This is a genomic window from Luteibacter sp. Sphag1AF, from assembly GCF_014192715.1.
Taxonomy (GTDB): domain Bacteria; phylum Pseudomonadota; class Gammaproteobacteria; order Xanthomonadales; family Rhodanobacteraceae; genus Luteibacter.
Genome location: NZ_JACHYH010000002.1, coordinates 212,703 through 231,858, shown reverse-complemented (window position 1 = coordinate 231,858; position 19,156 = coordinate 212,703). Strand labels below are relative to the sequence as shown.

At 58.3% G+C, this 19,156-nt stretch carries 19 protein-coding genes, 1 tRNA gene and 1 pseudogene; 18 read left to right on the top strand and 3 right to left on the bottom strand.

The features are described from left to right. Window positions 1-1,491: 1,491 nt before the first annotated feature. Window positions 1,492-1,926, top strand: coding sequence for a hypothetical protein (locus tag FHW69_RS07915; RefSeq protein ID WP_183422507.1), 435 nt, complete (start codon window positions 1,492-1,494; stop codon window positions 1,924-1,926). Window positions 1,927-2,341: 415 nt separating this feature from the next. Then, window positions 2,342-2,869, top strand: a complete 528-nt coding sequence (locus tag FHW69_RS07910) for a hypothetical protein (protein ID WP_183422506.1) — start codon at window positions 2,342-2,344, stop codon at window positions 2,867-2,869. Window positions 2,870-3,384: 515 nt separating this feature from the next. On the opposite strand, the gene FHW69_RS07905 is transcribed toward FHW69_RS07910, so the two are convergent. Next, window positions 3,385-3,666, bottom strand: a complete 282-nt coding sequence (locus tag FHW69_RS07905) for a hypothetical protein (RefSeq protein ID WP_183422505.1) — start codon at window positions 3,664-3,666, stop codon at window positions 3,385-3,387. A 24-nt stretch (window positions 3,667-3,690) separates the two neighbouring features. On the opposite strand from FHW69_RS07905, the gene FHW69_RS07900 reads away from it, so the two are divergent. The 15 genes and pseudogenes from FHW69_RS07900 (at window position 3,691) to FHW69_RS07825 (ending at window position 17,210) form a co-directional block, all read left to right on the top strand. Further along, window positions 3,691-4,515: a hypothetical protein gene (locus FHW69_RS07900; RefSeq protein WP_183422504.1), complete on the top strand. Its 825-nt coding sequence runs from the start codon at window positions 3,691-3,693 to the stop codon at window positions 4,513-4,515. 155 nt (window positions 4,516-4,670) lie between these two features. After that, complete coding sequence (locus FHW69_RS07895; protein WP_183422503.1) at window positions 4,671-5,036, top strand: hypothetical protein; 366 nt, start codon at window positions 4,671-4,673, stop codon at window positions 5,034-5,036. A gap of 249 nt (window positions 5,037-5,285) precedes the next feature. Beyond that, the gene (locus tag FHW69_RS07890; protein WP_183422502.1) at window positions 5,286-5,558 is read left to right on the top strand and encodes a hypothetical protein; all 273 of its coding nucleotides are present in this window, start codon (window positions 5,286-5,288) and stop codon (window positions 5,556-5,558) included. Between the two features lie 60 nt (window positions 5,559-5,618). Then, window positions 5,619-5,795, top strand: a complete 177-nt coding sequence (locus FHW69_RS07885; protein WP_183422501.1) for a hypothetical protein — start codon at window positions 5,619-5,621, stop codon at window positions 5,793-5,795. Between the two features lie 45 nt (window positions 5,796-5,840). Then, a complete protein-coding gene (locus FHW69_RS07880; RefSeq protein WP_183422500.1) occupies window positions 5,841-6,707 on the top strand; it encodes a hypothetical protein in 867 nt (288 codons plus the stop codon). 169 nt (window positions 6,708-6,876) lie between these two features. Further along, complete coding sequence (locus FHW69_RS07875) at window positions 6,877-7,386, top strand: hypothetical protein (protein WP_183422499.1); 510 nt, start codon at window positions 6,877-6,879, stop codon at window positions 7,384-7,386. 1,418 nt (window positions 7,387-8,804) lie between these two features. Then, window positions 8,805-9,152 (top strand): hypothetical protein, encoded by a 348-nt coding sequence (locus FHW69_RS07865; RefSeq protein WP_183422498.1) that lies wholly within the window; start codon window positions 8,805-8,807, stop codon window positions 9,150-9,152. A gap of 113 nt (window positions 9,153-9,265) precedes the next feature. Beyond that, a tRNA-Gly gene (locus tag FHW69_RS07860) sits at window positions 9,266-9,341 on the top strand. A gap of 141 nt (window positions 9,342-9,482) precedes the next feature. Next, window positions 9,483-9,926, top strand: a pseudogene (locus FHW69_RS07855) (SDR family NAD(P)-dependent oxidoreductase); the annotation flags it as partial. Window positions 9,927-10,549: 623 nt separating this feature from the next. Then, the gene (locus FHW69_RS07850) at window positions 10,550-11,128 is read left to right on the top strand and encodes a fimbrial protein (protein WP_183422497.1); all 579 of its coding nucleotides are present in this window, start codon (window positions 10,550-10,552) and stop codon (window positions 11,126-11,128) included. 75 nt (window positions 11,129-11,203) lie between these two features. Further along, the gene (locus tag FHW69_RS07845) at window positions 11,204-11,950 is read left to right on the top strand and encodes a fimbria/pilus periplasmic chaperone (protein WP_183422496.1); all 747 of its coding nucleotides are present in this window, start codon (window positions 11,204-11,206) and stop codon (window positions 11,948-11,950) included. Window positions 11,951-12,068: 118 nt separating this feature from the next. Further along, window positions 12,069-14,873 (top strand): fimbria/pilus outer membrane usher protein, encoded by a 2,805-nt coding sequence (locus FHW69_RS07840; protein ID WP_183422495.1) that lies wholly within the window; start codon window positions 12,069-12,071, stop codon window positions 14,871-14,873. Continuing rightward, on the top strand, window positions 14,870-15,433 hold the full coding sequence (locus FHW69_RS07835) for a fimbrial protein (protein WP_183422494.1): 564 nt from the start codon (window positions 14,870-14,872) through the stop codon (window positions 15,431-15,433). Before FHW69_RS07840 ends, FHW69_RS07835 begins: the two co-directional genes overlap by 4 nt. 103 nt (window positions 15,434-15,536) lie before the next feature. After that, on the top strand, window positions 15,537-16,094 hold the full coding sequence (locus tag FHW69_RS07830; RefSeq protein ID WP_183422493.1) for a fimbrial protein: 558 nt from the start codon (window positions 15,537-15,539) through the stop codon (window positions 16,092-16,094). 27 nt (window positions 16,095-16,121) lie between these two features. Then, window positions 16,122-17,210 carry a fimbrial protein gene (locus FHW69_RS07825; RefSeq protein WP_183422492.1) on the top strand — a complete coding sequence of 363 codons (1,089 nt, stop codon included), beginning with the start codon at window positions 16,122-16,124 and terminating at the stop codon, window positions 17,208-17,210. Window positions 17,211-17,422: 212 nt separating this feature from the next. Here the strand turns inward: FHW69_RS07825 and FHW69_RS07820 are convergent, their stop codons facing one another. After that, the gene (locus FHW69_RS07820; RefSeq protein WP_183422491.1) at window positions 17,423-17,587 is read right to left on the bottom strand and encodes a hypothetical protein; all 165 of its coding nucleotides are present in this window, start codon (window positions 17,585-17,587) and stop codon (window positions 17,423-17,425) included. A gap of 93 nt (window positions 17,588-17,680) precedes the next feature. Further along, window positions 17,681-17,959, bottom strand: coding sequence for a hypothetical protein (locus FHW69_RS07815; protein ID WP_183422490.1), 279 nt, complete (start codon window positions 17,957-17,959; stop codon window positions 17,681-17,683). 308 nt (window positions 17,960-18,267) lie between these two features. On the opposite strand from FHW69_RS07815, the gene FHW69_RS07810 reads away from it, so the two are divergent. Continuing rightward, on the top strand, window positions 18,268-18,921 hold the full coding sequence (locus FHW69_RS07810; RefSeq protein WP_183422489.1) for a response regulator: 654 nt from the start codon (window positions 18,268-18,270) through the stop codon (window positions 18,919-18,921). Window positions 18,922-19,156 lie beyond the last annotated feature (235 nt).

Below are 19,156 nucleotides of genomic sequence, written 5' to 3'. Positions count from 1 at the left end.
CAGGTGCATACACGGGCCTTTCACCATGGCGATTCACGATGTTTGGAAGCAACATCATCGCGACGAATCGTGCCCAGAGAATCTAGCAGGCGGCTCCATCGGGGGCCTTTTCTGATATTCCAACGGCTCCCGCAGCATCTATCGTGTGCTCGGCGTCCAACTTCGTACTTGCGTTCAACTGGTCAGATCAAACGGGAAGTTACGGCGATCAGCCGGATGGATGGTGGTGTTCCAACCTTTTTGACCAGACTGCATGGACGCCCACGCTTGGCTCTCAAGCTGCAAACGCCAGAATCGTTGACTCTCCTGGTCCAATCACTGCGGCGCGTGAATTCGGGGCGGATGTCGTTGCCTACAAAGAAAAGTCCATGTATCGAGGGCAGTATGTCGGCCCCCCGCTGATCTGGCAGTGGCAACGCATCCCGGGCGATATCGGCTGTTCCGGGTAGGAGGCTGTCGTTGTTGTAGCTGCGAGCCATTTCTTCGTTGGACCGAATGACTTCTTTGTCTATGACGGCACAGTGCCTAGATCTATCGGCGCTCCCGTCCGAGAGTGGTTCTTCACTAACCTAAACGGCCAGCAGCGTGCCAATATCAGGGGAGGTGCGGACCTGACGCGTGACCTGGTCTACTGGTACTTCCCAAGCACGGCCAGCACCGGAGTGTGCGATATGTGCGTGGTGTACAATATCCGTACAAACAAGTGGGGTAAGTTTTCCCGATCCATCGAGGCTGTGATCCAGTACTCTTCTGGCACGGTTACCTATGACGGCCTTGGGTCGCTGTACAGCACGTATGACAATCTCCCGAATATTGCCTACGACTCGCCATTCTGGATCGCGGACAACACTGTCCCTGGCGTTATTTCGACGGATCACAAGCTTTATAGTTTGACTGGCGTCCCTGGCCCCTCGTACATCGTGACGGGCGATATTGGCGATGAGACGAATTACTCCCTGCTCAAAAGGGTGACGCCGCGCTACCGGATCACGCCGCCATCGGCTTAGGCGACCAATCTCTACCGTTATGACCTTGGATCAACGCCGATTCAGGACTCAACGATTGCCTAGGCAAGGCAGCGCTTCGATTTTCTCCGCGTAGCCCGGTGGCATCGTGTTCGCATTGACTGGCCGAGCACGGTATCTCTTGATGGGTATACGCCAGACTTGAAGGCAACAACTCCCGAATGAAACTTTAGGTAAATCCCACCCTTCCATCGGACTCCCAGCAGCTCGTTCTAAGGCTGTCTGATCTGTTCCGAAATATCGCCACGTAGGTCAATCTACTGACGGAGGGACGAACGGCGGCTGTGTACAACGCGCAGGCTACCATTCCAACTCAGGGGCAGAACGCGCTGGGTGACTTCGTGCGAAATTCCGCGCCTGTCGAAGCTGGCTCAGCAGGTGCGAAATATATCGTGCACGGCTGGCAGTGCGTGGCGGCAGGCACGCCGGGCACATGGGTTCAGGTTAGAACACTGACGGGCAACTGATGAACGACTTGATTAATGGTGTAACGGCTGATGGCGTAATGCACTTCAGTCATGTCCATGACATTCGGCAGGTCTGGCCCATTGTTCGGCCGGGGATTGAGGAAATCATTTCCACGAACCATGAGCCATTCATCCCGGAGGATGTTTTTCACGCTATCGCGTCGGGCCACGCTGCCATGTATATGGTGACGAAAGGTGGGCACGAGTACGCAGGTTTTGCGGTCCTTGCCCCTCACCACTTTCCGTTTATGCCTCCGGCCCTGAATCTGTGGCTCGGCTACACAAAGGAGCCATCCACGGGGCACTATGGCATCGAGATTGCGAAGATGGTTCTGGCTAACTCGCCTTACGAGAGGCTTGTTTTCTGCACACCGCAAGACAAGTGGCCGGAACGGTACGCCACTAAATTGCACACATGGTATGAGGTGAATTGATATGGGCGGCGGCGGAACCCCGAGCAACACGACCACGACCACGAAGACAGAGCTTCCAGCATGGCTGTCGAATGCTTATACGTCCTTCTTCAATCAGACGAACGCAGTAAACGCTAAGCCGTATCAGTCTTATTCTGGCGACCTCACGGCGGCACCCACGGCCGACTAGAACTATGCGCTTCAGATTGCCCGGATGGGTGCGCAAGGCAACCAGTCGTAGAACGTTGCTCTCCAGAACCTACTGAATGGCGGCCAGAGCGTGAATGCTCAGCAGAGCCCATATGCTGGCCCGAACCAGTATATCGATCAGGTAGTGAGTAACTCGAATCGCGACATCACCGACTCATACCTACGCGGGGCTGGCGTGGGACTTCCTACGCAGTTCGCATAGGGCGGTGCATTCGGTGGATCTGCGATGCAACAGGCTCAGGATGCCAGTCAGCAGACTTTGGCGAAGAGCCTTTCAGACAACACAAGCAATCTGCGCTATCAGGACTACAACGCTCAGGCCGACAGGTGGCAGCAGGGTTTCCAAAATCAGCTTGCCGCCGCACAGCAGAACGCAGGGACCATCCTCAACGCTTCTAACGCCATCACTGGCACGGGCGCCTTGCAGAACCAGTATCTTAATTCGTATGCAGGGCTTGGCCAGTTGCAGCAGGACTACAACCAGGGAAATATCGACCAGGCTTACAACGACTGGTATCAGAAAAACTACGGTTACGATCAGCAGCGTCTGGCCAACTACGGAAACGCCCTGAACTCTACCTCCGGGTCCTTTCAGAGCACGGCCACGACGGGAGCAAACCCCGCATACAGGCCCAAGACGGCAGGCGGTGCGCTGGCCTCGGCGGGCGCAGGTGCAGCGGCTGGCTCGCAGATTTATCCGGGATGGGGAACGGCCATCGGAGCGGCCGCAGGCGCGCTCTCTTACTACCTTTAAGGCGTAGATATGGGTACTTTTGACTTTCTTTCCGGAACATCGGCTCCCAATCAGAATGCTGTGGCGGGGGCTAACGCATAGCAGTATTAGAGCATTGGGAATGCGGGATCGCCGCAGGGGATGGACTACTCGCAAATCCTTGGCGGTGGCAATGCTGCGCCGGTCACTCAGGGCCTGGACTTCTCCAAAATAGGCCAGTGGGCCCTTTAGCAGAATCAGTTCCCCGGTTCTGGCTAGAGCCAGCCTGGAACGGACTGGCAAAAGCTGCTCGCAAGTTATGGTGCGACAAAACCCACTCAGGCCACCGGCCAGACGCCACAGCTGCCAGGACGTAGCTCCGTCGCCCAACTTGGGCAAGTTCAGTAGTCCCCTGCGGGCTACGTGCTTCCTAATTATCCGACTCTTCTTGGTGGGCTTCGCTAATGGCTTGGTATGACGGTATTGTTGGTGACTAGCCAGGACTGAGCGAAGCCGATAAGCAGCAACTGGTGCGCGGTGGTCTTCTGCAAGCAGGCTTATCCGCACTTGCTGCAAACAATTCCCGGCAGGTCAGCCCCGGCGAGGCTCTTGCAGGTGGACTTCTCGGAGGACTTCAGTCGGTGCAGCAGGGCGGTCAGCAGCTTATACAGGACCGCTTCAAGCAGGCGCAGATGCAGGATCAGCAGCAGTAGATGCAGCGACGCCAGCAGATATAGGACCTTGCCCTTAAGTTCGCCAAGCCTGACGGAACATTTGATATGCCGGGCTATCAGTCGGCACTTAGTCAGCTCGACCCGTAGGCAGCGATGGAGCTTCATCAAAACGAATTGCGGAATCAGTTGGTGGGGTTGCAGTCGCAGAAAGCGCAGCGTGACTTGAATACGCCCGACATCCGAAAGATCGAGCAGGGGAGCAACATCCTCACACAGGAACAACAGGCCGATGGCAGTTACAAGACAATTGCCACGGCAGGACGCTTTGCCCCTCAGCAATCGGCGACATCAGCTCTTGCCCAGCAGATTGCGCTTCTCAAGCAGTACGGGGCGAGCGAGGATGACATTAGGGCAAAGCTGGGGATTGGCGGTGCCGCCAGCGGCGCACCGGTTACGTTCGACAGTCTGTCTCCCGCTGACAAGGCCACCGTGCAGTCGATTGTGGACGGACGCTATCCTGTTCCGACTGGCAAGCAGGCAATGGACCCCAACTGGCAACGCCTCGTGCAGGTGGCACAGCAGGTAGACCCAACCCTTGACGCTGGAAACTACAAGTCGCGTGCGGCAGCTCGCCAGGCATTCACTTCGGGGAAGCTTGGCGAGCAGGTGAAGTCTCTGAATACTCTCGCTGGTCATCTGAGTACTCTAAACGATGCACTCGACCAGCTCGACAATAGCAATTTTGGCCCACTGAATAAGCTGAACAATATCAGCGCTTCCCTCGGTAACACAGGCCGAGCTACATCTCTAGGTACCTATGGCACCGCAGCGAAAGCAGTTGGCGATGAATCTGCGAAGTTGTTCGCAGGTGGTCAAAGCGCTCTAGGCGACCGGCAAGAGATTGCTCATAGCCTTGACGCAGGGTTACCGAAAGAACAATTGAAGGCCACCCTAAGGACATATGCTGAACTTGTTCAGAGTCGGCTGGCCGCAATGCAAGATCAGGCCAACTAGTCCCTCGGTTATGGGTCCAAGAGCCTCTAGGTAGTCACTCCTAAAGCAGCCGCAACCTTTGCAAAACTTGCTGGTGGCGACGGACATGCTGCCGCGCCTTAGATGGGTGGCGGAACTATCGACCTCAACGCAAAAGACCCGCTTGGACTTGGCCTGTGACGATACTTGATGACATTCGACAGCAGTACCCCCAGTACGCCGATGTTCCGGACGGAAAGCTTGCGGCTGCTATCCGGCAAAAATACTACGCCGATGTTCCTGCGCCAGATTTCTACAGGAAGGCTGGGCTAGGGCATCTAGTGGGACTGGATGATGCTCCGGCTAACGGTCTCGGCACTGACTCTCAGAACTTCGGTGCGGGTGCGGGAAAGGCTGTTGCGGATACGTGGCAGGGCCTTAAGCAGGCCGCAATCGCCGTCCCAGCCTTTATTCAGCGACACTCCCTCGGATCGCAGGACGCCATCCCTGACGCGATCAATCCGGCGAGCATTTATGACCGCCTGAAGCAAGAGCAGCAATAGACGAACGATCAAGATGCGGCCCTCATGCACACGAAAGCCGGTATCGCAGGCAATATTGCGGGCTAGGCAGGGATGGCGGTTGCTGGCGGCACAGCGCTCAAGGGGGCGGGCCTAAGCGGCGGCATTCTTCCTGCTGGCTACCGTGGTGCGGCGGCATCTGGCGGCCTTCTGGGTGCGCTACAGCCGCTGGCAGGTGACTAGACGGAGTTGAGCCGAGCAGGCAACACGTTGCTTGGTGCTGGTGCTGGCGTGGCTGGCCAAGGGGCTGTCAACGTCATCGGGGCAGGTATCCGTGGCGCGAAAGGTCTTCTAGCCCCATTCTTTGGTGGTGGTCAGGACCAGATTGTTGCCAACACGCTAAGCCGGTTCGGCGGTGATGCCGCCAAACGGGCGACGCCCAGTGCCGTTCCGGGGGTTAACGCGGACCTTGCAGAGCAGACCGGTGACGCAGGTATTGCCCAGCTTCGGCGAGCCGTTTCGGATAGCGATCCGGCCATCGCTCGCCAGTTCGCCGAGCAGTAGGCCGGGAACAACGCATCACGTCTTGGCCTCCTTCAGCAGATGGCTGGCACGGAAGCTGATGTGGCCGCAGCTAAATCAGCTCGGGATACCTTGGCGCAGGCCAAGTATGGCCAGGCCTTTACCGACTTCAATTCGCAGCGACTCGCCAGGGAGCAGAACGCAGCAGCAACGCTGGTGCAAGGAAAAGCGGATGCCGGTCTTCTGGCGGGGTCTGGCATGCCGAAGCAAATTCAATAGGCTGCCCAAGAATAGGCATCAAGCATCCTCGCTCCGTCCGGGAAAATGCAGGAGCTTGCTCAACGCCCGGTAATCCAGTCGGCGATTAAACAGGCGAAAAATATCGCCGCGAATGCAGGCATAGACATCGGTGATCCGATGAGCACGTTGCAGGGCCAGCACTACGTCAAGATGGCTCTGGACGATGCGCTTAACGTCGCCCCTCAGATGGGTATCGGAAAGGCGGAACAGAACGCCATCGCCAGCGCCAAACGGGAATTTGTCGGGGAATTGGAGCGGCAGAACCCGGCGTACCGTGAGGCACGGCAGTCGTTCGCCCAGGGTAGCGCTCCAGTAAATCGGCTTGAGCTAGCTCAGGGCCTACTTGGCCGCGTCACGGCCAATCCAGCAGACATCGACGCGCTAGGTAATCAGGTGATCCGGCCTGACGCGTTCGGTCGCGCGGTTGGCAGTCTCGATCAGATGGCAGCGAAGATTACGGGGCAAAAGAATGCCTCAGCGGACGCCATCCTTAGCCCACAGCAGAAGGAAAGCATCCAGTCCCTTCTGGGTGATCTGAGTCGCGTCAAAGTGGCTAACAGTGTCGGAAAGTCGGCAGGATCTAATACTGTCCAGAACCTTGCCAGCCAGAACCTTTTGGGAGAGGCTGCTAACGGACTGGGCTTGCCAGGTCTTGCCGACAGCGGTCTACTGGGGACCGTCCTGCGGCCGCTGGACGCTCTTTATAAAATGTTCGGAACAAATGACACGATAAAGTCTAAGCTGGCCGGCGTAATCGCCAACCCGCAGGCGCCTGAGTCGCAGGCAATCATCGCGAGGATGACAGCCAAGCAGCGCTCAGCCCTTGCGGATGTCGCGGCCGGAGCTTCTGGGCTTGTAAGCCAGTCGTCCGCTCTCGGTGTCCGTCAGTAGGCGGCGTTTCAACGCTGATTCCGGCATCCACTTAGCAATGGCCATGGCAATGAGTCGGGCCGTCCCGAAGAGCAAAATTCCTATTGCTGGCGCAATAATCAGCCCTAAGAATAGTCGAACGAAGAACGATTGAGGATCAAACATGGGTGTTCCTGTAAAGATGTAGGATTTGTTCACGATTGCTGCCAACAACAGCCCCGCTGGCTCGGACGCAATTGGAAATAGTCTTGATGATTACCTGCGCGCAGGCTTCGCAATCACCCGGAGCACGAACGGCATTTCTTCGGCGTCCATTCCCTCGGCCTCTACCACCGATCTCGGTACGGCTGACGCAGAGGCGGTTACGGTCACCGGGGCTTCTACTATCACTAGCTTCGGAACCGTCGCGGCAGGCATAAAGAGAGAGGTGTATTTCTCGGGCGCCTGCACGATCAAAAACTCATCGGCAATTGTTCTCGTCGGTGGCGGAGACATCACGACAAATGCTGGAGACGTGATTACCTTTCGCAGTCAAGGTTCAGGCAACTGGACGCAGGTAAACTCATCGCGTCCGGTTGGCGACATTACCCTCAGCGGGAAAAATCTCGTCTCTGCGAAAGATTCCACCATCGCTAATTCAGTCAATAACCCAACAAGGGGCCTTGTCATTCAGGCTGAGGTTTCCGGTACATCGGCTTAGGCCGCTTATATCAACTTCATTCGCCAAGGGCAGTACGGCATAAACTTCGGCTTAGACGCAGACAATGTACTAAAGATTGGTGGAGGTTCGCTAACCACAACGACTTACCGGGTTGTCCATGAAGGCCTCACTTCCGTGAATCTTCCTGGAGCCCTGTCAGTGACAGGAACTACTACCACTGGGTAGCTTAATGCCGTTGTGACGAGCGGCTTCGGGGCCATCGTCCGAGCCACCGATTTCCCCGTTCTACGTGTTACGCGAGGGGCCTCTGGAACCGGCCAGCGAGTGGATATGTACGTGGCCACGGGCGGAACGAACACAGCCATTGATTCCTACAGCGATGCGGCATCAGTGGCTCTACCCATGAGCTTCAATGCTAGCGGAGGCTAGGTCACATTCGGAGGGACCATTACGGCTCCGACTGTCATCCAGACCTCTGACAGGCGCCTCAAGAGGATCATTGGGAAGTTCAAGCCGCGAAATCTTTCATGCCTCCAGCTCAAGAGTTGGACGTGGAAGAAGACGGACGAGTACGCCGTTGGCCTTGTCGCTCAGGAGGTTCGCAAGGTCGCCCCTGAGTACGTCTTTACGACCCACGAGGGATACCTTGGCATCGACAAGGCAGCTATTGCCTTGGAGCGAGTGGCCTTCCTTGAAGGCGTCCTGAAGAAGGCGGGGCTACTGTGACGCTTCCTGCAACGCCACCTATTACGCTTGGGCAGGTCTACGCTGAGTTTGGGGCACCCGCAGGTAGTCCTCTTGGATTCTTTCTTCGCGGCGGACCCTATGTGCCAAACACGGCCCAGAACGCAAATGTCCCGACCGCACTCCCTATATCTATGGGGCAGCTTTGCGGAGCATCCGCAACCACCACCATCAACGTCACTCAGCCCGACGTGACGGGATCGACATCGGTAGGCACGGGCAACGCCATCATTGGATCGGCTTCGGCAAGCGCATCAGGTGGAACGCCACCGTACACATACAATATTTCGTATGTCTCGGGGGCCGCGTTTACCATTTCCACACCTACCAGCCCAACAACGGCATTCCGCCGCCTTGCCAACCCACCGGCCGGGACGGTGAGCGGCGTTTATAGTGTTGTCGCCACTGACGCTGCTGGAGCCACGGGAAGCAAGAGCTTCACGGTAACGGACAACAGAATGTAATCAATCCATGAGAATCACTGGCGGAGGCGTTCGCGGTGATTTAAAAATCTGCACATATGTTGCACATGGTACGCCTCAAAGCCCCATCTTAAGCCAATTTGCGATTCCCAGTCCGGGCACCATCTGAGGGTTCCAAAGGCGTTTTGACCCGTTGCGCAGCAACGCTTGAGAATTCTCGGGCGCAAGTCAGCGCATGACAGGGGATAAGTCGACATGGTGGGGAACGATACCGAGGTACTGGACGCATTCTTGGCTAACCCCTCGGATGAGCTGGTGGTGTTCCAGCAAAAAGTGCCGGGTGTGGATGACGAGAACGGGGAGGGGGCTCTCGACGCCATACTGATGGAACACAAGGCTCGCTTCGCCAGCTGGCGCGAACTGTGCGAGTCGAAGTTAGGGACGCCCGACGCGACGCACAAGACGCGTGGGGAGTGGGTATGGGAGCTTCATCCCGATGCCGGTGCACTAAGCGCCTGGGAGCGCGGTGACCGCTTCCTGTTCGTTGCGTCGTGCCAGGCCGGCCGCGACACACCACTTCAGATTGTTCTTGGGTTTCGTGAGCCTATGGACCCCGACGAGCGCATGGAGCTGGAATAACCAGCCGGCCAGCGCCGAGCCAGCATCGCGAACGTTTTGATTTCTGTGTTTCGAATTCAATGCAGGTAGTTGTAATGTGCCCATCGTCTGTTTTAGACTAAGCGGCTCACGACGCGGGAATAGCTCAGTTGGTAGAGCACGACCTTGCCAAGGTCGGGGTCGCGAGTTCGAGTCTCGTTTCCCGCTCCAGATTTCAAACAAAACCCCGGGCTTGCCCGGGGTTTTGTTTTTTTCCGTCGTGCAAAGCGCTGCCCAGTCCTTGACGGGGCATGTACGGCATCCCTACGCAGCGCCGCCTGTCTTGGCTTCCTCACGCATTGAGGAGTTCTTATGACCAAGCCCCCGGCTGACCATGCGCCTCGTCTTGTCGATCCGACGAAAACATTCCCCAGTCCTCCGTTTGATACGCCGAAGCAGTCCGCGCCAGGATCGGTAAACAAGCTGGAACCTAAAGCCGATCACGGCGAAACAAGCTATCGCGGCTCGGGCAAATTGAACGGCCGCCGAGCGCTGATTACGGGGGGCGATAGCGGGATTGGCCGCGCGGTGGCGATTGCGTTTGCGCGCGAGGGAGCTGACGTGGTGATCGCGTATCTGCCCAGCGAAGAAGCTGACGCGCATGAGGTGATCGCGTTGATCGAAGCGGAGGGCAGGACGGCGCGAGGCATGGCCGGTGACCTGAAGAGCTAAGCCTTCTGCCAGTCGCTGGTTGCCGACGCCAGCGCTGCGCTGGGTGGGCTGGACATCCTCGTCAATGTGGCTGGAAAGCAGACGCATCAGGAATCCATGGTGTTACTGGCGGCAATCCGCTCCCGTGAAAAGCCGGGCGCTGTGCAATCGACACATCCTCGCCGCACAGCGCTCCTGTCGATACCTCTGCGTGGCATTCACCGCGCACGTTCCGTGTGTGAATGGCGCGCTTATCCTTGTAGGAGAATGCCTCGTCGTCGAGTAAGCCCGCATCCGTACGTGTGTAAGCAGATGACCACACGCTCTCGCCGAAACGTCTGACTGGTGCCCTCAAGGACGATCACGCCGGCCAATGAAGTTCAGTGTCCGGCCGCTTTCGCGTGCGCTGCGCCGGAACCATCCTTGCAAGGCAAAGATGGAGATCACGCCATTTCAGACGATCTCTATCCGGGCACTTGCCACGCCGCTCCTACCATCCGCGTCCACTGATCCTGTGAAGGACCAGTGCGCGGACGCATGCGTTGCACGCTTCACGATGAAGTGCATGAGGTCGCGTGTCGGATGGGGCTTTGGCAGTCCATGGGCGAGGTCGTTTGGACGTCCGTGCGATTTCCATGTCCTTATGCATGTCGGGAGGATGCGGTCGCTACCCTTGTGGCGACCACATCCTCCCGATGGATGAAACAACCATCGAAGGATTCATGCGAATGAAGCATATCAAGATCGTTTCCGCCATCGTGCTGACCGCAGGTATCGTGGCGGCTGGCATGGCCAACGCCGCTACCATTGGCGGCGGCACCATCACGTTCTACGGAACGGTCAAGGACAACACCTGCTCCGTGGTGGGTGGTCCGGGCACGAACCAGGGTCGTGGCAGCTTTGAAGTCCGCCTGGATGACGTGAATGAGTCGGACCTGGCCGCCGCGGGCGACACCCATCCAGGTCGCACGTTCTCGATGCTGGTGGGTTCGCTGCCGGAAGACAATTGCGACACCACCAAGCTGGCACGTCTCTCGTTCCAGACGCTGGGCAACATCAATCCGTCCACCGGTGCTCTGGAAAATATCTGGACAGGTCTTGGCGCGGCAGCGACCAACGTCAATATCCAGCTGACCGAAGAAGACGACACGCCGATCAACCTGGCGCGCTCGTATGTCAAGGATGCAGTGATTGACGCCAATGGCGAAGCTTCGTTTGTTTACAAGGCGCGCTATCTGGCCGCTGGTGGTGCAGCGACGTCCGGTCAGGTGAAGGCCGACCTGATCTATTCGGTTGACTACAACTGATTCCCTCGTAGTTGATTTCCGCGTCAGCGACCGTTTGTTCGGTCGCTGACACTCCGACGACAGGAGACATCTGGCATGTCCTACATCCGGCATTGCGCCATTGCGGCGTTCGCGGTGTGCCTGGGAGCACTCGCAGGACAGGCACGCAGTGGAGTGATCATCAGCGGTACGCGCGTGGTCTATTCATCGGAAGAGAAGGAGGTGACGGTAAAGCTCACCAACAAGGGGGAGCGACCGGTGCTCGTGCAGGCGTGGCTTGATTCAGGCGACAGCTCCTTGTCACCTGAACAGGCCAAGGTTCCGTTCGTGCTATCGCCTCCTGTGTTTCGCATGGAAGGTGGCAAGGGACAGGCCGTGCGCCTGGTGTACACGGATGAGCCGTTGCCGAAGGACAAAGAAACGTTGTTCTGGTTCAACGTGCTTGAGATTCCCCCAAAGGCAGGGAAGGATGCGACCAACGCGCTTCAGTTTGCGCTGAGAACGCGCATCAAGGTTTTCTTCCGGCCGGAAGGGCTTCACGGTGAGGTCGAGTCCGCGGCGTCCCAGCTCACGTGGAAGCTGGCCAGAAACGACGCCAGCAGCGATGTCATTCTGGAAGTCGTCAACCCGACGCCTTATCACGTGAGCTTCAGCGAAGTCGGGCTGATGGCCGGCGACCGGTCTGCCCGGTCGCGTAATGGTGGCATGGTGCTTCCCCGTGGTACGACAACTTTTCCGCTGCCGGATTCTTCCGGTATGAACCTTGGTGAAGCGAGGGCGCACTTCAAGGTCATCAATGACTATGGCGCAGTGAAATCCATGGACGCGCCAATCGGTCGCTGACCCTCCGCCGCACTCAATCGCCGGCGTGATCGGCCATGCTGCTTTCAAGCGGCAAGGTGTTGGCTTTGGCCGCTTGTTTGGAGGTATCGCTATGTTGTGTCGTGCCAGGAGGCCAGAGGTGAGTCTGCCCGATTCCCCGTGGAAGACCTCGTTGCTTCCTGCGCTCGTTCTCGGTTCTGTAGCAGCGCCGGCTGGCGCCGCTTCAGTCGAGGCCGTTGACGCGTCTGGGGTAGAGCTCATTCAGTTCAACGAGAACTTCCTGTCATCCGGTAGTTCCAACGCAAAGGTGGATCTGACCCGGTTCGAGAGGGCCAACGCCGTCCTTCCCGGCACGTACCGGGGCGACATCATCGTCAACACGTCCTGGCAGTCGCGCTCGGATATCACCTTTGTCAGCGCGAGCGATGGCGAGAGTGTGCAGCCATGCTTCGACGTGAAGACGCTAAGCGGCTTCGGCGTGGATCTGCAGGCGATTGCAAGCGATGCAACGCACGCGCCGGCCAGGCCGATACCAGCGGCGGGTACGTTCTGTGGTGCGCTGGAAGATTACGTGCCTGGCGCTTCAGCCCTGTTCGATGTTTCCACACAGGAGCTGGCGATCAATGTTCCCCAGATATACATGGCGAGCACGGCCCGGGGCTACGTCGATCCGTCCCAGTGGGACGACGGAATCAATGCAGGTGTTCTCAACTACAACGCGAATGTTTATCGCTCGGGAAGCCAGAATACGTCGGACACCAGCGGTTACGTTGGCATCAACGCATCGTTGAATCTCGGCTCGTGGCACGTGATGCATGTTGGCGCACTGAACTGGTCACAACGCTCGGGGCGCAACTACCAGAACAGTTCCACCTATCTCCAGCACGACATTGCCTCGGTGATGGGGCAACTGGTCGTGGGTGACACCTTTACCCCCGGCGACATGTTCAATAGCGTGCGCGTGCGGGGCATGCGTCTATACAGCGACCCGCGCATGTTGCCCAACTCGCAGCGCGGCTACGCGCCGGTAGTTCGTGGTATCGCCGAAACGAACGCGCACGTCGTTGTACGCCAGGGCGGTTACGTCATCTATGACACGAATGTTGCGCCGGGTCCGTTCGCGATCGACGATCTCTATCCAACAGGAACCAACGGTGATCTGAATGTGGAGGTCATCGAGGCGGACGGTCGCGTCAATCACATCGTTGTGCCGTACGCATCCATCGCCGAGTTGCTTCGGCCCGGTCAGGTGCAGTGGAGTGTGGCGGCAGGGCAGGTTACTCAGCAAAATCTGCGCGAAACCCCCGGTCTGGTCCAGGCGACGCTTCAGCGTGGCCTGTCAAACAGCGTCACCTCCTACGGGGGTATCACGTATGCCAACGGTTACCGGTCTGCCGTTGTCGGTTCCGCTTTCAATACGCGTATGGGGGCCGTGTCGCTGGATGTCACGCACGCCAGTAATCATGCCCCTGGGAATCGGAAGACCCGCGGTTGGAGTTATCGCCTGGGATACAGTGCCAATGTTCCGGTCACGGGTACCAACATTGCACTGGGTGCTTATCGTTACTCCACGGGCGGTTTTGTAGGGCTCGACGATGCGGTCCTTCTGCGCGACGCCAGCGCGCGTGGCCCCCAGGGTGCCGACGTGCAACGCCAGCGAAGCCGTTTTGACGTCAACATCAATCAGCCGCTGGGCGAAGATCGGGGGCAACTGTTCCTGACCAGTTCCACACGGGATTTCTGGGCAGGCGGCGGTCGCCAGATAGATTTCTCGGCTGGTTACAGCCATCGCTGGAAGTCGATCAATTATAGCTTTACAGCGCAGCGCAGCAGGATCAGTGACTACTCCGTCCTGGCGCCTGTCTACGACGTCGGTGGCGTTGCCCCGACGTTTCGTCCCAACCGGGTGGAAGGCCGGCGCGATACTCGGTTCTTCGTCACAATCAGCATGCCACTGGGCACAGCAAGCAGATCGCCGCATCTCGCGGCGACGTTCGATCGCGCGCAGCAGGGTGGAAACAGCACGCAATTGAGCGTCAGTGGTGCGCTGGGCAGGAAGGCCAGTGCAGGCTATGGCATCAACCTCAGCCAGAATGCCAACGGCAACGCGATCAATGCGAACATGAATTATCGAAGCCCGATTGCCCAGTTGGCGGCGGGCATCGGACAGGGGCGGGGCTATCGTCAGGTAAGCGCGAATGCTTCCGGTACCGTGGTTGCGCACTCCGGCGGATTCACGCTGACGCCGTATTCCGGCGACACCTTTGCGCTGGTGCATGCGCCGGACGCGGCGGGCGCCTCCGTAGAAGGCGTGCAGAGCGCTGTTGTTGACGCTCGCGGCTACGCAGTGGTCGCAGGCCTGCAGCCCTATCAGCGCAATACCGTATCCATCGATCCAAAGGGAAGCCGCGCCGGCCTTGAGCTGAAGACGACCACGGCCAGTGTGGCGCCGCGCGCCCGCTCGGTGGTGGCGCTGACGTATGAAACGGTCAGCGGCCGGGCATTGATGATTGACTCAGTGCTCTCCGATGGCGCGGCACTGCCATTCGGCGCCGTCGTGTACAACGCCGAAGGCGAGAGCGTTGGCGTGGTGGGGCAGGGCGGTCGCGTGTTTGTACGCGGGATAGACGAGTCATCCGGGCTGGTCGTGAAGTGGGGTAGTTCGGCCGACGAGCGCTGCCGCATCCAGTTGGATCTGCCGCCAGCGAGCGACAAAAAAAAGCAGCGTGACTTCGAGCGATTTCACCTTCCGTGTGTCAAAGAGCGCGACTCCAGGCAGTGGACCGGTCGATATGGGCCGGATGCCAACTGGACCGCCATGACGCCCGTTCACAACGGCCTGGTCGCAACGTGTCCATCTCAGCCTCAGCCGCTCATGTCGCAGCGGCACGACGAGCCGGTTAAGCGCGACGTGTTTCTCTCTTTGAGAACCCAGGACCTATGACCATCCATATCGTGATGATTCGTCGACATGTCAGTAGACACCGCGCCTTGTCGTGCGTGATGGGTCTTGCCGCACTGGGCACGCCTGTCGTGCCGTCGCAGGCGCACAACAGCACAACGATCACGGTAAGGGGAGCGATTGAACAGGGGACGTGCGAGCTGTCGGTGGGCTCGCGCGACAAGAAGGTTGAACTGAAGGCCATCACCCTTGCTGACCTGCCGGCCAGCGGAGTGATTCCTGCTGGCGGTGACTTTCAATTGCAGGTCATCAACTGCAGCCCGGGCCTTGTCGATGCAACGTTCACCTTCACCGGCAGAGGAGACCCCATTGATCCATTGCGCTGGTTGAATACCGGCACCGCACGCGGCGTGGCCGTGGAGCTTACCGATGCAAAAGGCGCCACGATTGATGCGAACGGAAAGAACAACGCGCGCACGGTGGCCGTGACAGCAGGCCAGGCAACGATTGATCTCATTGCGGCGTATTGGCGGGTGTCAGGCACGGCTGCCCGCTCGGGGTCCGTGCTGGCAGAGGCAACGGTTGAAATGTCTTACGAATAGCGGCCTTCCACGAGCTGAAACTGAAATACGTCGACTCTGTTCGATTTGGCCGTCTGTTCTGATGCGCATCCCTGGCGTCAGACATCATGTGCGGGAGAAGTTCATGACATCGCTTTCGACGCCGGCACGCAATTGCTTCCTCATGCAGATTGCGTTTCCGTCCCTTGCTGCGTCCTTGCTGGCAGTGTTCTCGCACAAGGCGCTTGCAGAGAATACGACCACGGTCACGATCAAAGGCATCGTGGAGGGAGGTACGTGCGACATTTCGGTAGGAGATCGTGACAGGACAGTCGAGCTGGCTACCCTTCCCTCATCGCACTTCAACAGCAACGTGAGTGGAGGCGACAAGGATTTTTTCATCACCGTCGACAACTGCGATGACGATGCCTTGATCGCGCGGTTCGCATTTTCCGGAAGCGCAGCTGATCCGCCGTTCCATGAGGTTTTCAGGAATCTCGGTGACGCAAAAGGTGTAGGCGTACGCATCTACTTCAAGGGAGATGGGTCGGACTCGGTGATCTACCCCGGGCGCCATATCGACTGGTGGGTGACCAACCATCAATCCCGTTTGCACGTCGCGGCGCAGTATTACAAGGTCGGAAACAATGTCGTGGCGGGGAGTGTCATTGCCCCGATTCAGCTCGACATGAGTTATCTGTAGCGACGTTTTCGTCTGCGCAGATGCATCGTGCTGGCGCAGACATCGGGATCGCGCCAGCAAGTTGGCAGCCCCTTTTTGTCAGAGGTAATGATGGTGCTCACGTTTGATTTGGTGTTTTTTCGCAGGTCGCTTTGTCTGGTGCTGTTGTGCGCACCATGTATCGTTCAAGCCGCGTCTTGCCGTGTCGTGGGCTTGGGCATCTACGTCCTGTTTACATCACCAAAAATCAAGGTAAGTCAGTACGATCCGATTGGAAAGGTTCTGTGGAGCGAAACGAAGACCTATTCCGCTGATGGCTTCCGTTGTGATCCATACGACTCCAACGTGAACCCCGGGCCGGTCATGGTTTATACCCCCACGTTCTCAGGTTCCTTCAACAGTGAGAACATGCCGATTCAACGAACGAACATTTCGGGAGTCGGATTTACCGTGAAGGATCCGGACACCGGCAAATACTGGACTCATTCTCACGTCTATTTTGGGATCGACTGGTATTTCACGATGGATGGAACGGGTCGCCCTTTGCCGCCGCGCGAAAGGCGCATTCAGATCGACTACTACAGAACGCGCGAGAGCGTGGGCAGTGGAGGCACTCTGAACACGCCATTAGGGGCCTCCGCGATCTCGCATGCCACCGTTGTCGCCACTCAGACGGCTATCGAGTTCAATAACGGATGGGGTCAGGTCATCGTTGAAAATCCCACGTGTGATATCAGCGTGGGCGATCTGAATAAGCGGGTGAAGCTCAATCCGGTGAGAGCGCACGATTTTCGTGATACGCCGGGTATTGGCACCACGGAATTCAGCATTCGCGCAGATCAATGCCGTCTGGGGGCGATCGCTGCGACCTTCACTTTTGCCAATGGCACTCCGGACCCTGCAAACCCGCTCATCTTCAAAAACACAAGCGTGGGTGGTGCAACGGGGGTAGGCATCCGCCTGTTTACCGGTGCAGACGAAACCATCGGTGCCAATGGAACCAACAACTCACGTCGGGTCACGATCACGGGCGGTAGCGCGACGTTGCCATTAAAAGCGCAGTACTACAAAACCGGGGCGTCGGTCGGTAAAGGCGCTGTGGAAAGCCAGGTCCGGCTCAACATGAGCTACAACTGACGAACGTCGCTTCGTGTTGCGACAGGCTCGCGCAGTTGGTCGGCGTCGCATTTCAGCTTCAGAAATTTCGCCCTGGCATTGCCGTGGGTGTCGCAGCGAACGACACCGGTCAGAAATCGCACGCGACTGGTTTCTGGCGAAACTGTTGCCAGTGTCCTCGCGGTCCATACTGGTCTTTCGCGCGCACGGCACGTGCCGTGCGCGCGGAAAGGTCAGCTTCTGTCTGCTTTGTGGTTGTCTTCGCCGGTACCGTCCAGCGCATCGCCTGACGAGTCGGTGGGCGTTTGCCGGTCAGGATTCCGGTCATCCTTTCGACGGGCCTCGGCGTCAGCTTCCTGACCGGGCACAGCCGGGGGACGATTTTTTTCGTTCGCCATAACGGATCTCCTTGCAAGGGCACGATTGCCTTGAGGAGAACCATGGCGCCTGTGCCCTGACGGCGGCGTAGGCGCCTCGTGAGCGTGCCGTGCTCAGTGGTGCGTGCGGCGCCCGCGTGGCAGGGCGACTGCGTCAGGGGAGTTGTAGAAGCTGTCGCGCAGCGCCTGCTCGGTCAGCAGGGGTACGAGTACGGCCATCCAGCCTTCGGCAAAGGCGCGTACATCGCCCAGATCGTCGTCAGGCCGATACGTCGTCATGGCCTCGGAGACCGCCTGGATGACGGTTTCCGGATGCGGATGAGTGGCCAGAGCGAGTTCAAGAGCAGATTGGGCAGCAGCCAGTGAGCCGCGCAGGTAGGGAGAATCTTCCATGTATGCCTTCCTTGTCGTTAACCGGGCCGGTGAGCCTGACGTCTCCGAACCCGAAGTATCCTGTCGTAAAACCGACAGACGGGCGCGGCATAATCCCGTGCGAGCCGCTGGGGGAGAAGATGACACGATCCTCAGGCCGTGTCACGCAAGTGCGTAGGCGCTGGCCGCTATTGAGTGACAAGGCTAACGACGATGATGTCGGGGCGCTGGCTGTCGGCCCTGCACATCTGGCATTGTATGCCGGACCTGTCAATTTCCGGCCCAGTCGGGCGTAACCGATATACAGTCGGCCCAGGGAGGGCAATCGTATGATTAACGTGGTACTCGTTGATGACCACGAGCTGGTACGCACCGGCTTCAGGATGATTTTGCAACAGCACCCCGACGTGCGGATACGTGGCGAAGCGGGCACGGCCGAAGAGGGCATGCGCCTGATTCGTTCAACAGGCCCTGATCTCGCGCTGATTGACGTGCATATGCCCGGCATGAGCGGCGTGGAGCTGACCGAGCGCATTGTCCGCGCCAAGCTTCGTACGAATGTAGTGATTCTGACGGTGGTCGATGACGCGCGCTTTCCGAAGCGTCTTCTGGATGCCGGTGCACTCGGCTATCTCACCAAGGCCTGCTCCGCTGAAGAGCTCATGTCGGCTGTCCGTCAGGTAGCTTCCGGCAAGCGTTATCTGGCGCCTTCCGTGGCTCAGCAGCTGGCGTTGGCCACGCTGGACGGGTCTGATTCACCTTTCGACAGCCTCTCCAGTCGCGAGATGGAAGTGGCCATGATGCTGGTGCGCGGCATGCCGCTCACGATGATCGGTGACCGTCTGAATCTAAGTCCGAAAACAGTATCGACCTACAAGCAGCGTCTGATGGAAAAACTGCACGTCGATCACATCGTCGGCCTGGCGCATCTGATGACCGTGCATGGGCTTCTGGATACCCATAACCATCAGGTCGGTGCCTGATAAAACGCAGCCCAATGTTGTGAAGTGAAGAGCGTCGGCTTGTCCGGCGCTTTTTTGTTTTGGGGTTGGAGTGACGTATTTTCGCGAGCGTCCTGCGCCCCCGAACTCGCCCCCCGCCAACGGGCGTCCACGGATTTTGCGGAACATGGTTGGGTGATGAGATTGAGCATTTACTCATGCAGGCGCGACGCGACCTCGCCTTTACGTCCGGTGGCCCGTCCTGAAATGAGCTGAC

Bases quoted from the DNA above. Each gene is read 5' to 3' on its own strand.
- FHW69_RS07880 (WP_183422500.1), top strand. From the start codon at position 5,841: ATGCAGGAGCTTGCTCAACGCCCGGTAATCCAGTCGGCGATTAAACAG.
- FHW69_RS07810 (WP_183422489.1), top strand. From the start codon at position 18,268: ATGATTAACGTGGTACTCGTTGATGACCACGAGCTGGTACGCACCGGC.
- FHW69_RS07815 (WP_183422490.1), bottom strand. From the start codon at position 17,959: ATGGAAGATTCTCCCTACCTGCGCGGCTCACTGGCTGCTGCCCAATCT.
- FHW69_RS07905 (WP_183422505.1), bottom strand. From the start codon at position 3,666: ATGAAGCTCCATCGCTGCCTACGGGTCGAGCTGACTAAGTGCCGACTG.
- FHW69_RS07830 (WP_183422493.1), top strand. From the start codon at position 15,537: ATGACATCGCTTTCGACGCCGGCACGCAATTGCTTCCTCATGCAGATT.
- FHW69_RS07835 (WP_183422494.1), top strand. From the start codon at position 14,870: ATGACCATCCATATCGTGATGATTCGTCGACATGTCAGTAGACACCGC.
- FHW69_RS07915 (WP_183422507.1), top strand. From the start codon at position 1,492: ATGAACGACTTGATTAATGGTGTAACGGCTGATGGCGTAATGCACTTC.
- FHW69_RS07845 (WP_183422496.1), top strand. From the start codon at position 11,204: ATGTCCTACATCCGGCATTGCGCCATTGCGGCGTTCGCGGTGTGCCTG.
- FHW69_RS07850 (WP_183422497.1), top strand. From the start codon at position 10,550: ATGAAGCATATCAAGATCGTTTCCGCCATCGTGCTGACCGCAGGTATC.
- FHW69_RS07910 (WP_183422506.1), top strand. From the start codon at position 2,342: ATGCAACAGGCTCAGGATGCCAGTCAGCAGACTTTGGCGAAGAGCCTT.
- FHW69_RS07820 (WP_183422491.1), bottom strand. From the start codon at position 17,587: ATGGCGAACGAAAAAAATCGTCCCCCGGCTGTGCCCGGTCAGGAAGCT.